The 17,936-nt window shown below is 64.1% G+C and carries 17 protein-coding genes; 9 read left to right on the forward strand and 8 right to left on the reverse strand.

The genetic code is table 11. The features are described 5' to 3' along the window. The first annotated feature begins 28 nt into the window (after positions 1-28). The 6 genes from P8014_RS14150 (at position 29) to htpX (ending at position 6,777) form a co-directional block, all read left to right on the forward strand. Entirely contained in the window at positions 29-361 is a 333-nt protein-coding gene (locus P8014_RS14150) for a DUF455 family protein (protein WP_337818012.1), read from the forward strand. Beyond that, positions 262-471 (forward strand): DUF455 family protein, encoded by a 210-nt coding sequence (locus tag P8014_RS14155; protein WP_337818013.1) that lies wholly within the window; start codon positions 262-264, stop codon positions 469-471. Before P8014_RS14150 ends, P8014_RS14155 begins: the two co-directional genes overlap by 100 nt. Positions 472-504: 33 nt before the next feature. Next, positions 505-2,391, forward strand: a complete 1,887-nt coding sequence (gene parE, locus P8014_RS14160) for a DNA topoisomerase IV subunit B (protein ID WP_337817975.1) — start codon at positions 505-507, stop codon at positions 2,389-2,391. 193 nt (positions 2,392-2,584) lie between these two features. Then, positions 2,585-3,517 carry an HAD family hydrolase gene (locus P8014_RS14165; RefSeq protein WP_337817976.1) on the forward strand — a complete coding sequence of 311 codons (933 nt, stop codon included), beginning with the start codon at positions 2,585-2,587 and terminating at the stop codon, positions 3,515-3,517. Between the two features lie 16 nt (positions 3,518-3,533). Then, complete coding sequence (parC, locus tag P8014_RS14170) at positions 3,534-5,777, forward strand: DNA topoisomerase IV subunit A (protein ID WP_337817977.1); 2,244 nt, start codon at positions 3,534-3,536, stop codon at positions 5,775-5,777. Between the two features lie 106 nt (positions 5,778-5,883). After that, positions 5,884-6,777 carry a protease HtpX gene (gene htpX, locus P8014_RS14175; RefSeq protein ID WP_337817978.1) on the forward strand — a complete coding sequence of 298 codons (894 nt, stop codon included), beginning with the start codon at positions 5,884-5,886 and terminating at the stop codon, positions 6,775-6,777. A gap of 104 nt (positions 6,778-6,881) precedes the next feature. Here the strand turns inward: htpX and P8014_RS14180 are convergent, their stop codons facing one another. The 4 genes from P8014_RS14180 to epmB form a co-directional block, all read right to left on the reverse strand. Continuing rightward, a complete protein-coding gene (locus P8014_RS14180; RefSeq protein WP_337817979.1) occupies positions 6,882-7,760 on the reverse strand; it encodes an oxygenase MpaB family protein in 879 nt (292 codons plus the stop codon). A 121-nt stretch (positions 7,761-7,881) separates the two neighbouring features. After that, a complete protein-coding gene (locus P8014_RS14185; RefSeq protein WP_337817980.1) occupies positions 7,882-9,960 on the reverse strand; it encodes an EAL domain-containing protein in 2,079 nt (692 codons plus the stop codon). Between the two features lie 75 nt (positions 9,961-10,035). Then, positions 10,036-11,841: a hypothetical protein gene (locus P8014_RS14190; protein ID WP_337817981.1), complete on the reverse strand. Its 1,806-nt coding sequence runs from the start codon at positions 11,839-11,841 to the stop codon at positions 10,036-10,038. Between the two features lie 136 nt (positions 11,842-11,977). Next, positions 11,978-12,991, reverse strand: coding sequence for an EF-P beta-lysylation protein EpmB (gene epmB / locus P8014_RS14195; RefSeq protein ID WP_337817982.1), 1,014 nt, complete (start codon positions 12,989-12,991; stop codon positions 11,978-11,980). A gap of 120 nt (positions 12,992-13,111) precedes the next feature. Here epmB and efp point away from each other — a divergent pair, with 120 nt between their 5' ends. Both efp and epmA read left to right on the forward strand, forming a co-directional pair. After that, positions 13,112-13,678 carry an elongation factor P gene (efp, locus tag P8014_RS14200; RefSeq protein WP_337818014.1) on the forward strand — a complete coding sequence of 189 codons (567 nt, stop codon included), beginning with the start codon at positions 13,112-13,114 and terminating at the stop codon, positions 13,676-13,678. A 12-nt stretch (positions 13,679-13,690) separates the two neighbouring features. After that, positions 13,691-14,662: an EF-P lysine aminoacylase EpmA gene (epmA, locus tag P8014_RS14205; RefSeq protein ID WP_337817983.1), complete on the forward strand. Its 972-nt coding sequence runs from the start codon at positions 13,691-13,693 to the stop codon at positions 14,660-14,662. A 170-nt stretch (positions 14,663-14,832) separates the two neighbouring features. On the opposite strand, the gene asd is transcribed toward epmA, so the two are convergent. Beyond that, positions 14,833-15,780, reverse strand: a complete 948-nt coding sequence (gene asd, locus P8014_RS14210; RefSeq protein WP_337817984.1) for an archaetidylserine decarboxylase — start codon at positions 15,778-15,780, stop codon at positions 14,833-14,835. A gap of 58 nt (positions 15,781-15,838) precedes the next feature. On the opposite strand from asd, the gene prmB reads away from it, so the two are divergent. Then, entirely contained in the window at positions 15,839-16,741 is a 903-nt protein-coding gene (gene prmB / locus P8014_RS14215; RefSeq protein ID WP_337817985.1) for a 50S ribosomal protein L3 N(5)-glutamine methyltransferase, read from the forward strand. A 55-nt stretch (positions 16,742-16,796) separates the two neighbouring features. On the opposite strand, the gene P8014_RS14220 is transcribed toward prmB, so the two are convergent. The 3 genes from P8014_RS14220 to P8014_RS14230 all read right to left on the reverse strand — a co-directional run bounded on the left by P8014_RS14220 (position 16,797) and on the right by P8014_RS14230 (position 17,928). Further along, positions 16,797-17,072: a hypothetical protein gene (locus P8014_RS14220; RefSeq protein WP_337817986.1), complete on the reverse strand. Its 276-nt coding sequence runs from the start codon at positions 17,070-17,072 to the stop codon at positions 16,797-16,799. An 83-nt stretch (positions 17,073-17,155) separates the two neighbouring features. After that, positions 17,156-17,527 carry a peptidylprolyl isomerase gene (locus P8014_RS14225; protein WP_337818015.1) on the reverse strand — a complete coding sequence of 124 codons (372 nt, stop codon included), beginning with the start codon at positions 17,525-17,527 and terminating at the stop codon, positions 17,156-17,158. Continuing rightward, entirely contained in the window at positions 17,419-17,928 is a 510-nt protein-coding gene (locus P8014_RS14230) for a hypothetical protein (protein ID WP_337818016.1), read from the reverse strand. Before P8014_RS14230 ends, P8014_RS14225 begins: the two co-directional genes overlap by 109 nt. Positions 17,929-17,936 lie beyond the last annotated feature (8 nt).

Below are 17,936 nucleotides of genomic sequence, written 5' to 3' on the forward strand. Positions count from 1 at the left end.
GGCGGGCCTGTTCGAATCGGCTCTGCAGGTGCTGCGTCTGAGCGACCCCGGCGAGAAAACGGCTGCCGCGCGGCGTTTGCGGCGTGATTGGCTCGACGGGCGCCTGGAATTGGATGAGATGACCCCGGTGGTTGCCCTGCCGATTCCGGGCCGACCGCCTCAGCCGCTTTTGGTGGCCCCGCGCGAGGTGCCGCGCCGCGGGTTGGGAACTCGGGAGGGACGCGCCGCACTGGTGCACGCGGTGAGGTCGGGCATGTGGCGATCGGTTCGCGCTGGTTCGAGGAAGCCTGCGCACAGCGCGGTCTCGAGCCCGAGGAGACGTTCAAGAGTCTTATCAGGGAGTATGCGCCGGGGCAGGTGATGGGTATGCTGCATCGCGAGGCACGCCTGGAGGCGGGTTTCAGCGTAAACGAACTGGACGCGCTGGAGGCGCTGGCGCGCGAGCGCAGGGCCGCCTCCCGCTCTGAGTGACAAGCACAGGAACAGGATGAGGGCAGGGCAAGGATGAGTACGGCCTACAACGCTTCCGACATCGAGGTATTGAGCGGGTTGGACCCGGTGCGCAAGCGCCCGGGTATGTATACCGACACCGCGCGGCCGAACCATCTGGCGCAGGAAGTCGTCGACAACAGCGTGGACGAGGCCATCGCCGGCCATGCCTCGCGCATCGAGGTGATACTGCACGCCGACGGCTCGCTGGAGGTCGCCGACGACGGCCGGGGCATGCCGGTCGACATCCATCCCGATCAGGGGCGGCCGGGCGTCGAGGTGATCCTGTCCACGCTGCACGCCGGCGGCAAGTTCTCCAACAAGAACTATCAGTTTTCCGGCGGGCTGCACGGCGTCGGTGTATCCGTGGTGAACGCGCTGTCCAAGCATCTGGAAATCTGGGTGCGGCGCGACGGGCACGAGTACAACATGGCCTTCGCCGGGGGCGAGAAGGTGTCCGACCTCGAGGTGATCGGCGACGTCGCCAAGCGGCGCACGGGCACCACGCTGCGCTTCTGGCCCGACGCGCAGTATTTCGATTCGGTGAAGTTCAGCGTACCGCGACTCAAGCACGTGCTGCGCGCCAAGGCGGTGCTATGTCCCGGCCTGCAGGTCACGCTGTTCGACGAGGCGGCCGACGAGCGCACCGAATGGTGCTACCAGGATGGTCTGCGTGATTACCTGATGGAGGCGGTGGCCGATGCCGAGCGTCTGCCCGCCGAACCCTTTCTGGGGCGCATGAGCGGCGAGCGCGAGGCGGTCGAGTGGGCGCTGGTGTGGCTGCCCGAGGGCGGCGAGGGCGTGACCGAGAGCTACGTCAACCTGATCCCCACCGCGCAGGGCGGCACGCACGTCAACGGCCTGCGTTCGGGCCTGACCGATGCGGTGCGCGAGTTCTGCGAGTTCCGCAACCTGCTGCCGCGCGGCGTCAAGCTCGCGCCGGAGGACGTCTGGGAGCGCGTCAGTTATGTGCTGTCTCTCAAACTCGGCGATCCTCAGTTCTCGGGGCAGACCAAGGAACGCCTGTCCTCGCGCGAGGCGGCGGTCTTCGTCTCGGGCGTGGTCAAGGACGCCTTCAGTCTGTGGCTCAACCAGCACGTTACCGAGGGCGAGCAACTCGCTGAATTGGTCATCAATGCGGCCACCCGCCGCTCGCGCGCGGGCAAGAAGGTGGTGCGCAAGAAGGTCACCAGCGGGCCGGCACTACCGGGTAAGCTTGCCGACTGCGCCTCGCAGGATCTTGTGCGCACCGAGCTGTTTTTGGTCGAGGGCGATTCGGCCGGCGGTTCGGCCAAGCAGGCGCGCGACCGTGAATTCCAGGCCATCCTGCCGCTGCGCGGCAAGATCCTGAACACCTGGGAGGTCGACTCGGCGCAGGTGCTGGGCTCGCAGGAGGTGCACGACATCGCCGTCGCACTGGGCGTCGAGCCCGGTTCGGGCAACCTCGGCGGACTGCGCTACGGCAAGGTGTGCATTCTGGCCGATGCCGATTCGGACGGCGCGCATATCGCCACGCTGCTGTGCGCGTTGTTCGTGCGCCACTTCCGGCCGCTGGTGGCGCAGGGGCATGTGTTCGTCGCCATGCCGCCGCTGTATCGCATCGATATCGGCAAGGAAGTCTATTACGCGCTGGACGAGGGCGAGCGCGAGGGTGTGATCGACCGGCTGCGCGCCGAGGGCAAGCGGGGCAAGATCGCGGTGACCCGCTTCAAGGGCTTGGGTGAAATGAATCCGCTGCAGCTGCGCGAGACCACCATGGCGCCCGATACGCGGCGTCTGGTGCAGCTCACCCTCGACGATGTCGAGGAGACCGACGGTCTGCTCGACATGCTGCTCGGCAAGCGCCGCGCCTCCGACCGGCGCACGTGGCTGGAGCGCAAGGGCAATCTGGCGGAGGTATGAGTGCCGTGACCCGGGTGTTCGTCACAGTTCAGCGCGCCCGAGCGGGTGGGCACGCGTGGAAAAGCGCGTTTTCTTCCGCTTCGCCTCGGTACTACCGAGCGTCGGCACAGCCGCGCCTACGGGGAGATTCGTACGCAGTTCAATGCTGCGTGCGAACCTCTGAAACGCAACGAACACCCGGATCACGACACTGATGTCCGTATCGCCGTTCACCCAGAACATCATTGCGGTGGTCTGGGATTTCGACAAGACGCTGATTCCCGGCTACATGCAGGCGCCGCTGTTTCGCCGCTACGGGGTGGACGAGAAAGGCTTCTGGAGCGAGGTCAACGCGCTGGAAGAGCAATACCGGGCGCGCGGCTGCGAGCAGGTGGCGGGCGAGATGGCCTATCTCAACCATGTGCTCGCCTACGTGCGCCGGGGCATCTTCAAGGAACTGAGCAATGCCGTGCTCGAGGAACTCGGCAGCGAACTCGAGTTCTATCCCGGCTTGCCGGATTTCTTCGCCGAGCTGCGCGCGCTGGTCAAGGACGATCCGCGTTTCGCGCAGCACGACATCACACTCGAGCACTACGTGGTCAGCACCGGCTTCACCCGCACCATCCGCGGCAGCGCCATCGCCGGCGAGCTGAGCGGCGTGTGGGGCTGCGAGTTCGTCGAAGACCTGGACAACGACAGCGACGAGATCGCGCAGATCGGTTACGTGCTGGACAACACCACCAAGACCCGCGCGCTGTTCGAGATCAACAAGGGCGTGAACAAGTATCCCGACGAAATCAAGGTCAACTCGAACATCGACGAGGCCGAGCGGCGCATACCGTTCCGCAACATCATCTACATCGCGGATGGGCCTTCCGACGTGCCGGTGTTCTCCGTGGTCAAGCGCAGCGGCGGACGCACCTACGGCGTGTACAACTCCGGGCACAAGGACGAATTCCGCCAGATCAACGAGCTGCAGCGCCAGGGGCGCGTGCAGTCCATCGGTCCGGCCGACTACAGGTCCGGTACGCAAACCCACATGTGGCTGAGCGAAGCGGTCAGCGAGATCGCAGACGCCATCGTGCGCGCCCGCGAGGCGGCTCTTGGCGACCGCGTCGGGCAGGCCCCGCGCCACATCAACGATTAGCTGAAGACGATCACGAATGGCTTACGCGAACCACGAAGGCGCAGAGCGCCAGCCGCTCTCGGCGTTCACCGAAAAGGCGTACCTGGACTACTCCATGTACGTCATTCTCGACCGCGCGCTGCCGCACATCGGCGACGGGCTCAAGCCGGTGCAGCGGCGCATCGTCTACGCGATGTCGGAGCTTGGGCTGGCGGCCACCGCCAAGTACAAGAAGTCCGCGCGCACCGTCGGCGACGTGCTCGGCAAGTTCCATCCGCACGGCGACACCGCCTGCTACGAGGCCATGGTGCTGATGGCGCAGCCCTTTTCCTACCGCTATCCGCTGGTCGACGGGCAGGGCAACTGGGGCTCGCAGGACGACCCCAAGAGCTTCGCCGCGATGCGTTATACCGAATCGCGTCTGGCGCCCTACGCGCAGTCGCTACTCTCGGAACTGGGGCAGGGCACGGTGGACTGGCAGCCCAACTTCGACGGCACGCTGGATGAGCCGGTGGTGCTGCCGGCCCGGCTGCCCAACGTACTGCTCAACGGCGGTACCGGCATTGCCGTGGGCATGGCCACGGACATCCCGCCGCACAATCTGCGCGAGGTGGCCGCGGCCTGCGTGCGTCTGCTGGACGAGCCCGATGCGCCGCTGGAGGCGCTGTGCGAGCACATCCAGGGCCCGGATTTCCCGACCGACGCTGAGATCATCACGCCGCGCGAGGAACTGCTGGCGATGTACCGCAGCGGCAACGGCTCGCTGCGCCAGCGCGCGCGCTGGCGGCGCGAGAACGGTGATCTTATCGTCGACGCACTGCCGTACCAGGTCTCGGGCGCCAAGGTGCTGGAGCAGATCGCCGGCCAGATGCAGGCCAAGAAGCTGCCGCTGGTCGAGGACCTGCGCGACGAGTCCGACCACGAACATCCCACGCGCCTGGTGATCACGCCGCGTTCGGCGCGGGTCGACGTCGAGGCCCTGATGGCGCATCTGTTCGCCACCACCGATCTGGAGCGCAGCTACCGCGTCAACCTCAACATGATCGGCCTGGACGGGCGGCCGCAGGTCAAGGTTCTGCGCGGCCTGCTGAGCGAATGGCTGAGTTTTCGCACCGAGACGGTGCGCCGGCGCCTGCAGTGGCGCCTGGACAAGGTCAACCGCCGCCTGCACCTGTTGGACGGCCTGCTGATCGCCTTCCTCAGCCTCGACGAGGTGATCCGCATCATCCGCACCGAGGATGAGCCCAAGCAGGTGCTGATGGCGCGTTTCGCGCTCAGCGAGGAACAGGCCGACTACATCCTCGATACCCGCCTGCGCCAGTTGGCGCGGCTGGAGGAGATGAAGATCCGCGCCGAGCAGGAAGCGCTGCAGAAGGAGCGCGCGGAACTGGAGCAGACGCTCGGCTCCAAGGCGCGGCTCAAGACCCTGATCAAGCGCGAGATCATGGCCGATGCGGAGACCTATGGCGACGAGCGCCGCTCGCCCATCGTCGCCCGCGCCGCTGCCCATGCGCTGGACGAAACCGCGCTGGTGCCGTCCGAGCCGGTGACCGTGGTGCTGTCGAAGATGGGGTGGGTGCGCGCCGCCAAGGGGCAAGACATCGATGCGGCCAATTTACAGTACAAAAGCGGTGACGGCTTCCTCGCTGCGATGCCAGGTCGCAGCAATCAGATGGTCGTGTTCATTGACTCGACCGGACGCTGCTACAGTCTCCAGGCGCACAGCCTGCCGTCGGCGCGTGGTCAGGGCGAACCGCTGACGGGCCGCTTCACGCCACCTTCCGGGGCGCAGTTCGTGGGTATGGTGCTGGGATCCGACGATGATCGCTTCCTGCTCGGCACCGACCAGGGGTATGGTTTCGTGTGTCGTTTCGCCGATCTGGTGTCGCGTAACAAGGCCGGCAAAGCCGTGCTCAGCGTGCCGCAGGGCGCTAAGGTGCTGACGCCTGTCGCGGTGCCCGGCGGCGAGGATTCGCGGCTGGTCACGGTAAGTACGGCCGGCCACATGCTCGTCTTCCCGCTGTCGGACGTGCCCGAAATGGCGCGCGGCAAGGGCAACAAGCTATTGGGCATCCCGTCGGCCAAGCTCAAGTCCGGCGAGGAGCGTCTGGCGGCGCTGACGGTGGTACGCTCTGATCAGGCGGCGGTCGCCCATTCCGGCCAGCGGCATATGACGCTCAAGCCGGCGACGCTGGACGAGTACGCGGGCGAGCGGGGACGGCGTGGAAACAAGCTACCCCGTGGCTTCCAGCGGGTTGATATGCTGCGGCCGGAGGAGTGATAGGATGCTTTTCCGGGCTTTGTAAGCGAGTGTAAAAACGCTTGAAATTCATCTTCCCGACCGCATCATCTGCAGTCGTAACTACTATTCGAGGCACTGGGGATCTATGAAACGCATTCTGTTGTTCCTAGGGACCAACATAGCCGTTCTGGTCGTGTTGAGCGTGGTGCTCAACGTGATCATGGCAGCCACCGGTATCCACGGTATTCAGACCCAGAGCGGGGCGATCAACTTCCAGGGTCTGCTATTGCTCGCCGCTGTGTTCGGTTTCGGCGGTGCGTTCATTTCGCTGCTCCTGTCCAAGTGGATGGCGAAGATGAGTATGGGCGTGCAGGTCATCGACCAGCCGCGCTCGCAGAGCGAGGTCTGGCTGATGGAGACGGTGCAGCGCCTGTCGCGCGAAGCCGGCCTGCCGATGCCCGAGGTCGGTATCTTCGACAGCCCGCAGATGAACGCCTTCGCCACCGGCGCGACCAAGAAGAGTTCTCTGGTGGCCGTAAGCACCGGCCTGCTGCACGGCATGGGCAAGGACGAGGTTGAGGCCGTGCTGGCGCACGAGATCAGCCATGTGGCCAACGGCGACATGGTGACGCTGACGCTGATCCAGGGCGTGATCAACACCTTCGTCATCTTCATTGCGCGCGTAGTGGGACATATCGTCGACCGCGCGGTGTTCAAGAGCGAACGGGACTACGGGCCAGGTTATTTCATCACCGTGATCGTGACGGAAATCTTCCTCGCGATTCTGGCCTCGATGATCGTGATGTGGTTCTCGCGTCAGCGCGAGTTCCGTGCCGACGCGGGCAGTGCCAAGCTGGTTGGCCGCGGCAAGATGATCGCCGCTCTGCGCCGCCTGCAGGCCGAGTACGAGCCCGAGGAGATGCCTGGACAGCTGGCGGCATTCGGTATCAACGGCGGCAGGGGCGGCGGTCTGCGCAAGCTGTTCATGAGCCATCCTCCGCTGGAGGAGCGCATTGCGGCCCTGGAAGCCATGCGTTGATGTTTTGAGGTTCGCCGGCAGCGAGGGCTGCCGTGGTTCGGAGAAGGCCGCGTTTATCGCGGCCTTCTTTTTGGGGCGACCCGCTCTGTTGTCGCGGCGTACTGCTATGCCGAGGGGGTGTTCCGCACCCTGCGCAAGGCCCGATTCGAGGCTCCATTGCGTATCGACCAGCGCAATGTGCGCGCCAGTGCATGCATCCCTGAGCGGGCTGCCGCACGCTGGACGGCGGACTGTTCCAATCCGTTCATGCTTCGTACCCAGTCCGGTAGGAGATCGACAGCGGCTTTCGACATCAGCGAACGGGCCAGATCGGCCATGCGGCCGGGGGCCGGTGCTGACAGCACCAAGCTGAGTACCTCCGAGGTTCGTTCGTCATAGAGTAGGGACGGACGCATTCGCTCGAGATAGGCGTCCACCTGATGCCGGGTACGCGGTACCTCTTCGGCGCCAAGGGCTTCGGCGACCCTGGCTACTTCGTCCAGATAGCGGTTCTGGTCAGTCTCGCTCAAAAAGGGATCCCTGTAGCGCATGTAGGCTGCGAGGAAGCTCCTGACCTCGGCGACATGGACCCAGGTGAGCAGTTCAGGGTCTTCCGCCGAGTAGGGGCGGCCGTCCGGCGCGACCCCGACAACGGTGGTGTGAATGGCGCGTACGCGTTCGTTTAGACGCTGGGCATCGGCCGTGGAGGCGAAGGTAGTCGCGGCGATGAATTGGCTCGTGCGGCGCAGACGCCCAAGCATATCCTCGCGGAAATTGGAGTGGTCCCAGACGCCGGCCAGTGCCAGCGGGTGCATCATCTGTAATATCAGTGCGCTGATACCGCCGCACAGCATGGATGGGAAGTCCGAATGGATTCTCCAGCACAGGCTTCCGGGACCGAACAGGCCCGGATCGCCTCGGGGGTGTTCATAGTCGATATTGTTGAGTGCCAGTCCGGTCAGGCCGAATATCTGCTGCTCTATTCGCCGTCTTATGAACTCCATTCATTACCGTCCGGTGCTGTTCGACAATTCGTTGACAAACGAATGTCCCCTCGGCCGATCAGAGGTGGGTAACGAGAAGCATGCCTGAAGCCGAGGCAGCGGCAGTAGGGGGACGTGGCCCCTAGCCCATGGCCGTAAAATCGTAATCCATCCGCTCAGACGGCACCTGCAGGAAATTGCCCTGGACGTAGTTCACGCCCATACCCCAGAGAATGGGCATGCAGTTGGGATCCTCGACGCGCTGGGCGACGACCATACGACCCTCGCCGTGTGCCTGGGCTGTGATGGTCTTGATGGTCTCCTGGTTTTCCGGGCTGTTGGAGAGATCATCCATGAACGCCGAGTCGAGCTTGAGGAAGTCGGCTGGGATCTGTTTGAGCAGCTGGAAGGGGTTGGCGCCGGCGCCGAAGTCGTCGAGCACGAGTCGGCTGTGGAGCTGGTGGACGCCTTTGAGGAACTCGCGCGTCTGGCGCAGGTAGTTGACGGCCACGGTAGTTTTGAGTTCGAACACCAGGCGGTCGCCGGGAATACGGATTTCCTTGAGCTGGTCGGCCAGCCACGGCAGGATCTCCGGGTCCTGCAGCGAGCCGGAAGTCAGCTTCACGAAGAGGTTGAGTGGGCAGCCTTCCTGGCCGTGAGCAGCGAGATGCTTCAGGGCGTTGTGGATGACCCAGCGGTCCAGCATCTTGGCGATGCCGGTGCGTTCCGCGCTGGGCATGAAATCGCGTGCGGCGACGGGCTGGCCGCGCTCATCGAGCATGCGCATGTAGACGTTGTACTGCTCGCCGGAATCGCCGTGCAGGCTGACGATAGGTTGGAACAGAAGCCGCAGATGCCCGTTTTTGATGGCCTTGCGCAGTCTCTGGCTCCATAGCTCGTCGAGCTGTTTCTGGCTCATTTCACCCTCGCGCGGACGGTAAATCTGCTCCCGCGCGCCGCCGGCCGTCAGGGCCTGCTTGAAGGCGCGTTCGGCACGGGACAGGACTTCATTGGGGTCGGGAGCGTTCTCGTCAATGATGGCGGCGCCCATCGTCGCGGTGGTGGTGACCGAACGTCCGTCGAGTTCGTACAGGTGGTTGCTGAACGTATCCAGTAGGCCACCCATCAACTCGGTGAGCTGTTTCGTTTCCCACGTGTGGCTGAGGACGGTAAAGCGGTTGCCCTCGAAGCGGCAGGCGATGTCGCCTTCGGGCAGGGATTGATCCAGCAGCTTGCCGAAGTCGGCGAGAATCAGGTCGCTGCCGGAAATTCCGAAGCTCTCCTTGAGCTGGTCGAAGCGGTCGACCACGATATGGATAACCGAGCGGTTCTCGCGCCCCTGGGTGGCCAGAGCAATGGACTCCTTGAGCTGGTCCATGAAAAACTGCCGGTTGTAGAGGCCGGTCATCAGGTCGCGCTGGCTAAGGTAGCTGATCTGCTTTTCCAGCTCCTTGGCGTCGCCCTGCTGCTGGATGACGATCTGGGTGCAGGCCTCGCCATCGATGGTTGCCGGGCTGAAGGCGAGTTCCGCTTCGAAGTGCTCGCCGCTGACCGTTACCAGGTTGACCCGCAGGCTCTGTTCGGTCTCCTCCTCGCGCGCGTAGTTGCGGAGGAAGGTCTTCATGCGCCCTTGATCTTCGCGCGCCACCAGATCCATCAGCGGCGTGCCTTCGATATCTTCGGTGTCGCTGAAGCCGAATACGTCGAGATAGGGCGGGTTTGCAAAGATGTGCATGCCGTCGGTGACGTAGGCGATGGCGTCCTTGGAGCTGGTCAGCAGTGTCTGGCAGCGTTTCTCGGCCTCACGTACTGCCGCTTCGGCGCGCTTGAGTTGGCGCCAGTTGGTCTGCGCGGTGGCGGTGCGCTTGACGACGTGCTGGAAATGATTACGGTTGGTGGTCGCGATCACGTCCTCGGCGCCCTCGGCGAGATAGGGCGAGATATCGGCCGGAGGTTCCTTGAGCAGGGCGATGACTGGAATGTGGCGTCCGGCGGCTTCGATCTGCCCGAACAATGCCGGCAGATCGAGACCGACTTCGTCGAGCGCGATCACGATGAGATCAGGGCTGTTGCGCTTGATCTCCTCATCTAGATCTTCCCCTGAGGTGGAGCTGAACGGTCTGACGGCATAGCCGGCGCTCTTGATCGCACTGATGAGTTCCTCGGCCCGGTTCAGATCGGGGTCGACGATGAGTGGTCTCAGGAGCTTGTTGTCTGCCATGCCGTTGTTGTACCTGTTTTGCGGGGAGTTCGATAAGCGCCTAGGGTCTGTCAGAGTGTTGGGCAGGCCCTAAAGCTAAAGTTTTTCCCAAAGCGAATCGAAGCCGTTGTTGCCAGGCGTCGGTGGTGGGGGTTGATCGTCGTTCGTGGACAGGCTGCATTGGTACTGGTATTGCGTGAAGGAGTGCGAGTATTCCATACGTTCCTGCAGTCGCAGGCGGGTGGTCGTTTCGCCCACGGTCGCGACGACGGCCTGTCCGATGCGGAATTGCCCGTGGGGTACCACCAGCGACCCCGGCCGGTCGCGGCTGTCGAGTTCGGGCAGCAGCAGCGCGTCGATGAGGTTTTCCTGGTTCGAGTCGGTGCTATCTGCCCGCAGGCTTGCGCGGACGCATTGTGCGGCGAGCAGTTGTACGCCGACTTCCAGTCCGCGCTCGGAGACGAAATGCATCCAGCGGATGACGCCGATGCGCCAGGCCGAATGTGAGCCCTCGCGCTCGCGCAGGGCGATGATTTCTCCGACCTGGGCGCGCGCCGGCTGGTCGCTGTCCCAACGGATGCCGAAGCCCCCGGGGCTGGCATTGCACAGCTGCCAGGTCGACCAGGCGCTGGGGGTGGCAAAGTCGTCCAGCGGCACGACCGGCTGGCGATTTTGCACAAGTCTTTCGGTGCGATCCTGTTCCCAGATCGAGTCGTTGACCACCAGGCCCCAGATATCTTCGCTGGTCGCGTTGGGATCGTAATAGTCATCCCGTTTGTCGCCACCACGTAATTCATTGTCGATGGTCTGGAGGTTGAAGATGCCCGATGATATTTCCATGCCGGGGGCGGTCAGGCGCAGGCCGCGCGGTGGTAGATCCTGATCGGCGTCGATCGCCCGGTTGATCTGGTTGAGGCCGATGGCGACATAGATGGTTTCGTCACGGTCGTTGCGGGCGAAGCGCCGCTTGCTGTTGCTGGTCAGGTTCTTGTAGATGCGCCGGATGAGGTCGGGCGTGAGGCCTTCCTTGCCGCCGGCGCTGTCGGTCTGAATCCTCTCACGCAAATAGCCGAGCAGGTTGCCCAGGTTGAAGGCGCGCACGCTGTGCATCGCCGGCGTCTCGCTGAGCACCATGTAGGCCGGTGGCCGGTCGAGTTCCAGATTGGCGAGATAGACGCCGTTGCGTGCATCGGGCGTCGGCTGGCGGGAGATCGTGACCAGGCTCGAATGCTTGGCGAAAAAGGCGTTGAGGCGCTCAATTTCACCTTGACGCAGGGTGCGCGGAAGGCACAGGGCCGACAGCAGGATGCGGATATAGGTCTGGGCAACGCTGCTGTCCGGTGCGGCGCCGCGCTTGCCGGAACCGATCGGGCTTTCTGAGACGCCGCGCTCCTCCGCGAAAGCGTAGAGCAGGTGAATGTCGTGCCATAGACCTGCCGGCTCGGGTTCATACATCTGGACGGAACGCAGGAATATCTCGCCCATGTAATACATGGCGCGCTGCGTGGCCAGCGCCGTCAGAGAGGGGTCGATGGTGCCGGCCTTTGCGCTGTCACGCATGGCCAATTTGTAGCCGGCCGAGAGTTCCTTGTGCAACGTGAGCATGAGGCGCAGGATCTTGCGCCCTTTTGGGGGCAACGGCAGCGAACGAGCGACGAACTGTTTGTTCAGGTGACGCAACACGGTCTGCGCGGCTTCGCGCATCAACTCCATGTCTTCGATACGCTGCTGGGGAGGCAATTCGCTGCGGTTGAGTTCGAGCAGGCCGTTGTAGAAGCGCCGCGCCGTTTCGCCCATGTCGACCAGCGGCAGGTCCTTGATCCAGCGCCGCAGTGCGCGCGGGCTGGTTGGAATGGTGCCGTCTTCGTTTGCGTTCTTTCGTTTGAGCGATGGCCAGAGCATCAATATCGTGTCCCGCAGACGTTATGCATTTCTTTATCGGGCTTTATGACGGTAATGTTAGCTATAAGCATACCGCGGTTGAAGCCATAAGCCCGTATGTCGGCTGTTTATTTCTTCGAGTTGTGACATGTTCGGCTTAGTAAATGGCCGGGGTCTTTGCCGGTGCGCCGGGTTCCTCCCTGACCAGCCGCGGCACCAGATAGCCTGACAGCCGGGAGCGCAGTTCCTGCATGATGGCGCGCGCCTCACTGTCGTCGACATGAAAATGGGCGGCGCCAGCGACGGGATCGAGCAGATGTAGATAATACGGTAGCACGCCGCAGGCGAACAGGCGTTCGCTGAGTCGCTCCAGAGCTTGCGCCGAGTCGTTGACTGCGCGCAGCAAAACGCTTTGGTTCAGCAGTTCGACGCCGCCGTCCCGCAGCCGCCGCAAAGCTCGTTCGACCGAGTCGTCGAGTTCGTTGGCGTGGTTGGCATGCACGACGCAGACGATCTGCAGTCGGCTGCGGTGCATCCACCCCAGCAGGGCATCGTCGATGCGTTCGGGCAGCACGATCGGCAGCCGCGTATGCAGCCGCAGGCGGCGCAAGTGCGGTACGTGCTCCAATTCGCCTGCCAGGGCGGCGAGCTTGTCGTCGTCGAGCACCAGCGGGTCGCCGCCGCTGAGGATCACTTCCTCGACCTCGGGATGCGCGTGCAGATACTCGAGGGCTTCGCGCCAGGTGTCGCGCGCCGGATTGGATGCGGAGTAGGGGAAATGGCGGCGGAAGCAGTAGCGGCAGTGCACGGCGCAGGCGCCGGTGGTGATCAGCAGCACGCGGCCGTGGTACTTGTGCAGCACGCCGGGCGTGGCCTCGGCGGCGAGGTCGCCGACGGGGTCGCTGACGTAGCCGGAAGCGGCGATCAGTTCCCGCCCTTGGGGTAGCACCTGCAGCAGCAGTGGGTCGTGCGGATCGCCGGGGCGCATGCGCGCGACATAGCCGCGCGGTGCCAGCAGACGGAAGTCCTCGGCCGCGGCGCAGGCGGCCTCGAGCAGCGTTTCGGGCAGGCCGAGAAGGACGAGAAGCTCGCGTGGATCGCGGATGGCGCTACGCAGTGCGGCCTGCCAATCGGAGGCGGTGTTCAGCGGGAGGGCGCTTACGGGTATCATATGCGGCTTATTTTAACGGGCATCGCCGGAAACCGTCACGATTCGCCGCAGGATCGCGGCCGTTCGGGCGCGCAGGCGCAGATGCCCAACGCAACTATCTCGCCTTATCGAGAGGACATCATGGCGACCTACAGCACCAATGAATTTCGCAGCGGCCTCAAAATCATGCTCGATGGGGATCCCTACACCATCGTCGACAACGAGTTCGTCAAGCCCGGCAAGGGACAGGCCTTCAACCGCGTCAAGATCCGCAATCTGAGAAGCGGACGCGTCATCGACAAGACCTTCAAGTCGGGCGACAGCGTGGAAGCGGCGGACGTGCTCGACGTCGACATGCAGTACCTGTACACCGACGGCGAGTTCTGGCACTTCATGGTGCCGGATACGTTCGAGCAGTACGCGGCCGGAGACGCCGCGGTGGCCGACGCCAAGCAGTGGCTCAAGGAGCAGGATGTCTGCGTGGTTACGCTGTGGAACAACCAGCCGCTCAGCGTGACGCCGCCGAACTTCGTCGAACTCAAGATCGTGGAAACCGATCCGGGCGTGCGCGGCGACACCGCCACCGGCGGCACCAAGCCCGCCGTGCTGGAGACCGGTGCCGTGGTCAAGGTGCCGCTGTTCATCGAAGAAGGCGAAGTGCTCAAGGTCGATACCCGTACCGGCGAATACGTCTCCCGCGTCAAGTAGGGATCTGCGCGGGTGACGCAGGCGCAGGACTGGCCGCCGACGGCCTCGCTCGAGGCGTTGCGGCAGAGAGCCCGTATGCTGGCCGGCATACGGGCTTTTTTCGCGCACGCAGGTGTGCTGGAAGTCGAAACGCCGGCGCTGTCGCAGGCTGCCGCGACGGATGTGCAGATCGAGAGCTTCGCTGTTCCGGCGGGGCCGGGGATGCGCTATCTGCACACTTCTCCCGAGTTTCCGATGAAGCGTCTGCTGGCAGCCGGCAGCGGGGATATCTATCAGATCTGCCGCGTATTCCGGGAAGACGAGGCCGGTCGTTACCACAATCCCGAGTTCACCCTGTTGGAATGGTATCGCCTTGGCTGGGACGCGGAGCGTCTGGCGCAGGAAGTGGTCGAATTGATCGGTGCCGTGGCGCAGGCTCTGGAACGTCCAGCGCCGGCCGTGGTGCGGCGGTTGAGCTATGCGCAGGCTTTCGGCGAGGCGCTGGGGCTGGATCCCCATGCTGCGACCAGCACCGAACTGAATGCCGTTGCGCGCGCCCAGGGCTTGCATGTGGTCGGCGATCTCGGGCGCGACGGTTGGCTGGATTTGCTGTTCAGCGAGAGCGTGGCGGCGGCATTTGCGCCCGAAACGCTGACGGTGATCGACGACTATCCGGCCAGTCAGGCCGCGCTCGCGCGGGTGCGGCCCGGCACGCCGCCGGTCGCCGAGCGCTTCGAGGTCTTCGCGGGACCGGTGGAACTGGCGAACGGATTTCACGAGCTGACCGATGCGCGCGAGCAGGCGGCGCGTTTCGAGGCGGACAATCGCGAACGTGATTTGCGCGGGCAGGGCAGCGTGCCTGCGGATGGGCGTCTGGTGGCGGCGCTGGAGGCCGATCTGCCGGATTGCGCGGGTGTGGCGCTGGGCTTGGACCGTCTGCTTATGTGGTTGGGTGGCTGGGAGCGTATCGACCAGGTGGTGGCTTTCCCCTGGGCACGCGCGTGAGGGTCATTGCTCTGAACCAAGGTGTAGCTTGGGGTAAGCGAAGCGCACCCCAACGCGGGCGGTGCAGGTCATGTTGGGGTTCGCGGCGCTCAGCCCAACCTACGGGAACCGAGCAACTCCTACGGGTTCGGTAAACAGCGAACTGACGAATCGGGGGCGTGAATGGCCTGTCAGGACGCGTCGCCAACGGCGTTGCCGATCGTCTCGCCCATGCGCAGCGGCGAGCCGGTGCGCAGTTCCTCATCCCATTCCATGGTGTTCGGCGGGAAAACCAGGATCACCGTCGAGCCCATGTTGAAGCGGCCGAGTTCGGCGCCGCGCTCCAGCCGTACGGCGCCCTCGCCCTGAACCACGTATTCGGTCTCGCGCATGGTCTTGCCGGGCGGCGGCGTGACCAGGCCGGCCCAGACGGTTTCGATGGCCGCGACGTTTATCGCCCCGACCAGGATTACGGCCATCGGGCCCAGTGCGGTGTCGAAATGGGCGATTACGCGTTCGTTGCGGGCGAACAGCCGGGGGATGGTCGCGACGGTGTGCGGCGCGACGCTGAACAGCCGGCCGGGAACGTAGGTCATCCGTGTGAGCGTGCCGTCCGCCGGCATGTGGATACGGTGATAGTCGCGGGGCGACAGGTACAGTGTGGCGAAATGGCCGTTGCGGTAGGGCGCCGCGTTGCGCTCCCCGCCCAGCAGCTCGACGAGCGAATAGTCGCGCCCCTTGGCCTGCAACACGCGCGCACCGTCCAAGGCGCCGATCGCGCTGACCGTGCCGTCCACCGGGCAGGCGATGGCTCTCTCGGATTCCGGCAGCGGCCGAGCGCCTGGGTGCAGGGCGCGGGTGAAGAATGTATTGAAGGTCGAATAGGAGCGTGGATCCGGATTTTCAGCATCGCCCAGCTCGACCCGGTAGCGCTTCACGAACCAGCGAATGACGGGAACGACCAGCGGAGAACGGATGCGCGTAGCACGGAAGATCAGCCGCGATAGCGCATGGTGGGGCAGGGCGTAAAGCGGCCAGGATTTGAGATAGGCAAGCATGTCGGGGTCGTATCCGGTCTGGCGGGTGGGGCGAGTGCGGTCCGGCGCCGCAAAGCGGCCGGTATTATTCCACAGCGACATGCAATAACCTACCGCGCCGGCCGCGGGCGGCCGGATCGTCGAAATCGAGGACAACACGATGGCAGTAGCGGATATCGAGGAATTGACTACTTTGCGCGATCTGATGCGCTGGGGTGCCAGCCGTTTCGGGGAGAGCGGACTGGGTTTCGGACATGGGATGGGCGGCGCGCTGGACGAGGCGGTATACCTGACGCTGCACGCGTTGCACCTGCCGCCCGATACCTCCGCTTCCTGGTTCGACGCACGGGTGACGCCGGCCGAACGTGAGGCGGTGTTGAGTCTGCTACGCCGACGGGTCGACGAGCGTCTGCCTTCGGCCTATTTGACCCGAGAGGCTTGGTTTGCGGGTCTGTCGTTCTATGTCGATCAGCGCGTGCTGGTGCCGCGTTCGCCGATTGCCGAATTGATCGAGCAGGGTTTCGAACCCTGGGTCGAGCCGGAGGCGGTGCGGCGCGTGCTTGACATCGGCACCGGAAGCGGTTGCATCGGCATTGCATGCGCGTATGCGTTTCCGGAAGCGGAAGTGGATCTGGTCGACGTTTCGCCCGATGCGCTGGCGGTGGCTGAGATCAACATCGCCCGGCACGATCTCAAGGAGCGGGTGCGTGCGGTCCGTTCGGATCTCTTCTCATCCCTGGCCGGCGAGCGGTATGACCTTATCGTGAGCAATCCGCCTTACGTCGACCGTGAGGATATGGATGCCTTGGAGCAGGAATACCGGCACGAGCCCGAACTCGGGCTGGCAGCCGGCGAGCAGGGGTTGGACGTGGTGCTGCCGATGCTCAGAGAGGCGGCGGCGCATCTCAATCCGGGTGGCGTACTGGTCGTCGAGGTGGGCAACAGTGCGGCCGCGCTTTGCGAGCGGCAGCCACAGTGCGCGTTTACCTGGCTGGATTTCGAGCGGGGTGGGCTCGGCGTGTTTGCGTTGACGCGCGAGCAGTTGCTCGAAGGCTGCGAATAAAAGGTGCGCCGGACAGAGCATGTCGCAGCGCACCGTGCAATAGCGTAATTCGGCCCTAAGGTTGGCCGGCGGCCTCGGAGGATGCTGCGTTAGCGTTCTCTTGGGTCGATTCGCGGTCTTGTTCCTGCGCCGCGGCAGCCAGCGCCGCAGCGTTCTCCGCCGCGACTCTGTCCCCATGTTTCCACATGAAATAGAGCACGATGGGTCCGAGCGGGATGACGAACATCACGAACAGCGTTATCCAGAACACCGTCGTCTTGAAGATTCTTCCGCGGCGTGTGCGGGCCAGGAATATCTTCTGGACCGCACTTGCCAGTTGCTGGTCTTCCATCGAAATCTTCCTCGGCGCTATCCGCACTTTCGCCCGTCCCCGGTCGGTGGTTGCACCGGGGGGAGGGCGAAATTCAGCTAGAGCTACTTGGTCGTGTCTTTCGACACGGCCGGGGGCGTTGATCCGGTGGTATTGGCCGGCGGCACAGCAGGCGCGTCGATCTTGATGTCGGCCTTGTCGCGCAGATCCGTGACGTACTTCTGAATCGCCTGCTGGGTCAGCATGGCGCGGATGCGCGACTTGACCTGATCGAAGGGCGGCGGATTCATCTTGCGCGTGTCCTGGAGCAGGATCACGTGCCAGCCGAAGCGGGTATGCACCGGGGTCTTGGTGTATTCACCCTTCTTCAACTTTTCGACGGCCTGCGAGAAGGGGGCGACCATGGTCTGGGCGGTAAACCAGCCGAGTTCGCCGCCCTTGGGCGCGGACGGGGCGATGGAGTCCTTCTTGGCCAGCTCGGCGAAGTTGGAGCGCCGAATTTCTCGCGCAACAGCGCCTGAATCAGGATGTTCGCGCGGTTTTGATCGATCTGGGCCTTGATCTGCGGTTTGTCCGCCATGCCTTCCTTGACCGCAGCCTGTTCGAGCAGGCGCATGTCGACGAGTTCCTGGACCAGGGCCTTGTTGCTGAGATCGACATTGGGCATCTGCCCGGCGCGCAGCATGCGATAGGCTGTCAAATCGGCCTCGGTGATCGTCTTGCCGTTGACGGTGGCCACGGCAGGCGAGGCGGGAGTGGAGGCGGTGGATGAGGTGCCGGCCGAGGTCTTGGCGTTGTCGGTCTGGACCTGGCAGCCGGTGAGCAGACCCAGGCCCAGCAGCAGGGCGAGGCTTGGGCGGGCAAGGCGTATCTTCATTGATTGAA

Origin of the sequence: Acidihalobacter sp., from assembly GCF_037381185.1 — a bacterium.
Classification (GTDB): domain Bacteria; phylum Pseudomonadota; class Gammaproteobacteria; order DSM-5130; family Acidihalobacteraceae; genus Acidihalobacter_A.

What these genes read in the sequence shown, in the direction of transcription:
- parE (WP_337817975.1), top strand. Translation starts at nt 505, where the DNA reads ATGAGTACGGCCTACAACGCTTCCGACATCGAGGTATTGAGCGGGTTG.
- P8014_RS14165 (WP_337817976.1), top strand. Translation starts at nt 2,585, where the DNA reads ATGTCCGTATCGCCGTTCACCCAGAACATCATTGCGGTGGTCTGGGAT.
- parC (WP_337817977.1), top strand. Translation starts at nt 3,534, where the DNA reads ATGGCTTACGCGAACCACGAAGGCGCAGAGCGCCAGCCGCTCTCGGCG.
- htpX (WP_337817978.1), top strand. Translation starts at nt 5,884, where the DNA reads ATGAAACGCATTCTGTTGTTCCTAGGGACCAACATAGCCGTTCTGGTC.
- P8014_RS14180 (WP_337817979.1), bottom strand. Translation starts at nt 7,760, where the DNA reads ATGGAGTTCATAAGACGGCGAATAGAGCAGCAGATATTCGGCCTGACC.
- P8014_RS14185 (WP_337817980.1), bottom strand. Translation starts at nt 9,960, where the DNA reads ATGGCAGACAACAAGCTCCTGAGACCACTCATCGTCGACCCCGATCTG.
- P8014_RS14190 (WP_337817981.1), bottom strand. Translation starts at nt 11,841, where the DNA reads ATGCTCTGGCCATCGCTCAAACGAAAGAACGCAAACGAAGACGGCACC.
- epmB (WP_337817982.1), bottom strand. Translation starts at nt 12,991, where the DNA reads ATGATACCCGTAAGCGCCCTCCCGCTGAACACCGCCTCCGATTGGCAG.
- efp (WP_337818014.1), top strand. Translation starts at nt 13,112, where the DNA reads ATGGCGACCTACAGCACCAATGAATTTCGCAGCGGCCTCAAAATCATG.
- asd (WP_337817984.1), bottom strand. Translation starts at nt 15,780, where the DNA reads ATGTCGCTGTGGAATAATACCGGCCGCTTTGCGGCGCCGGACCGCACT.
- prmB (WP_337817985.1), top strand. Translation starts at nt 15,839, where the DNA reads ATGGCAGTAGCGGATATCGAGGAATTGACTACTTTGCGCGATCTGATG.
- P8014_RS14220 (WP_337817986.1), bottom strand. Translation starts at nt 17,072, where the DNA reads ATGGAAGACCAGCAACTGGCAAGTGCGGTCCAGAAGATATTCCTGGCC.
- P8014_RS14230 (WP_337818016.1), bottom strand. Translation starts at nt 17,928, where the DNA reads ATGAAGATACGCCTTGCCCGCCCAAGCCTCGCCCTGCTGCTGGGCCTG.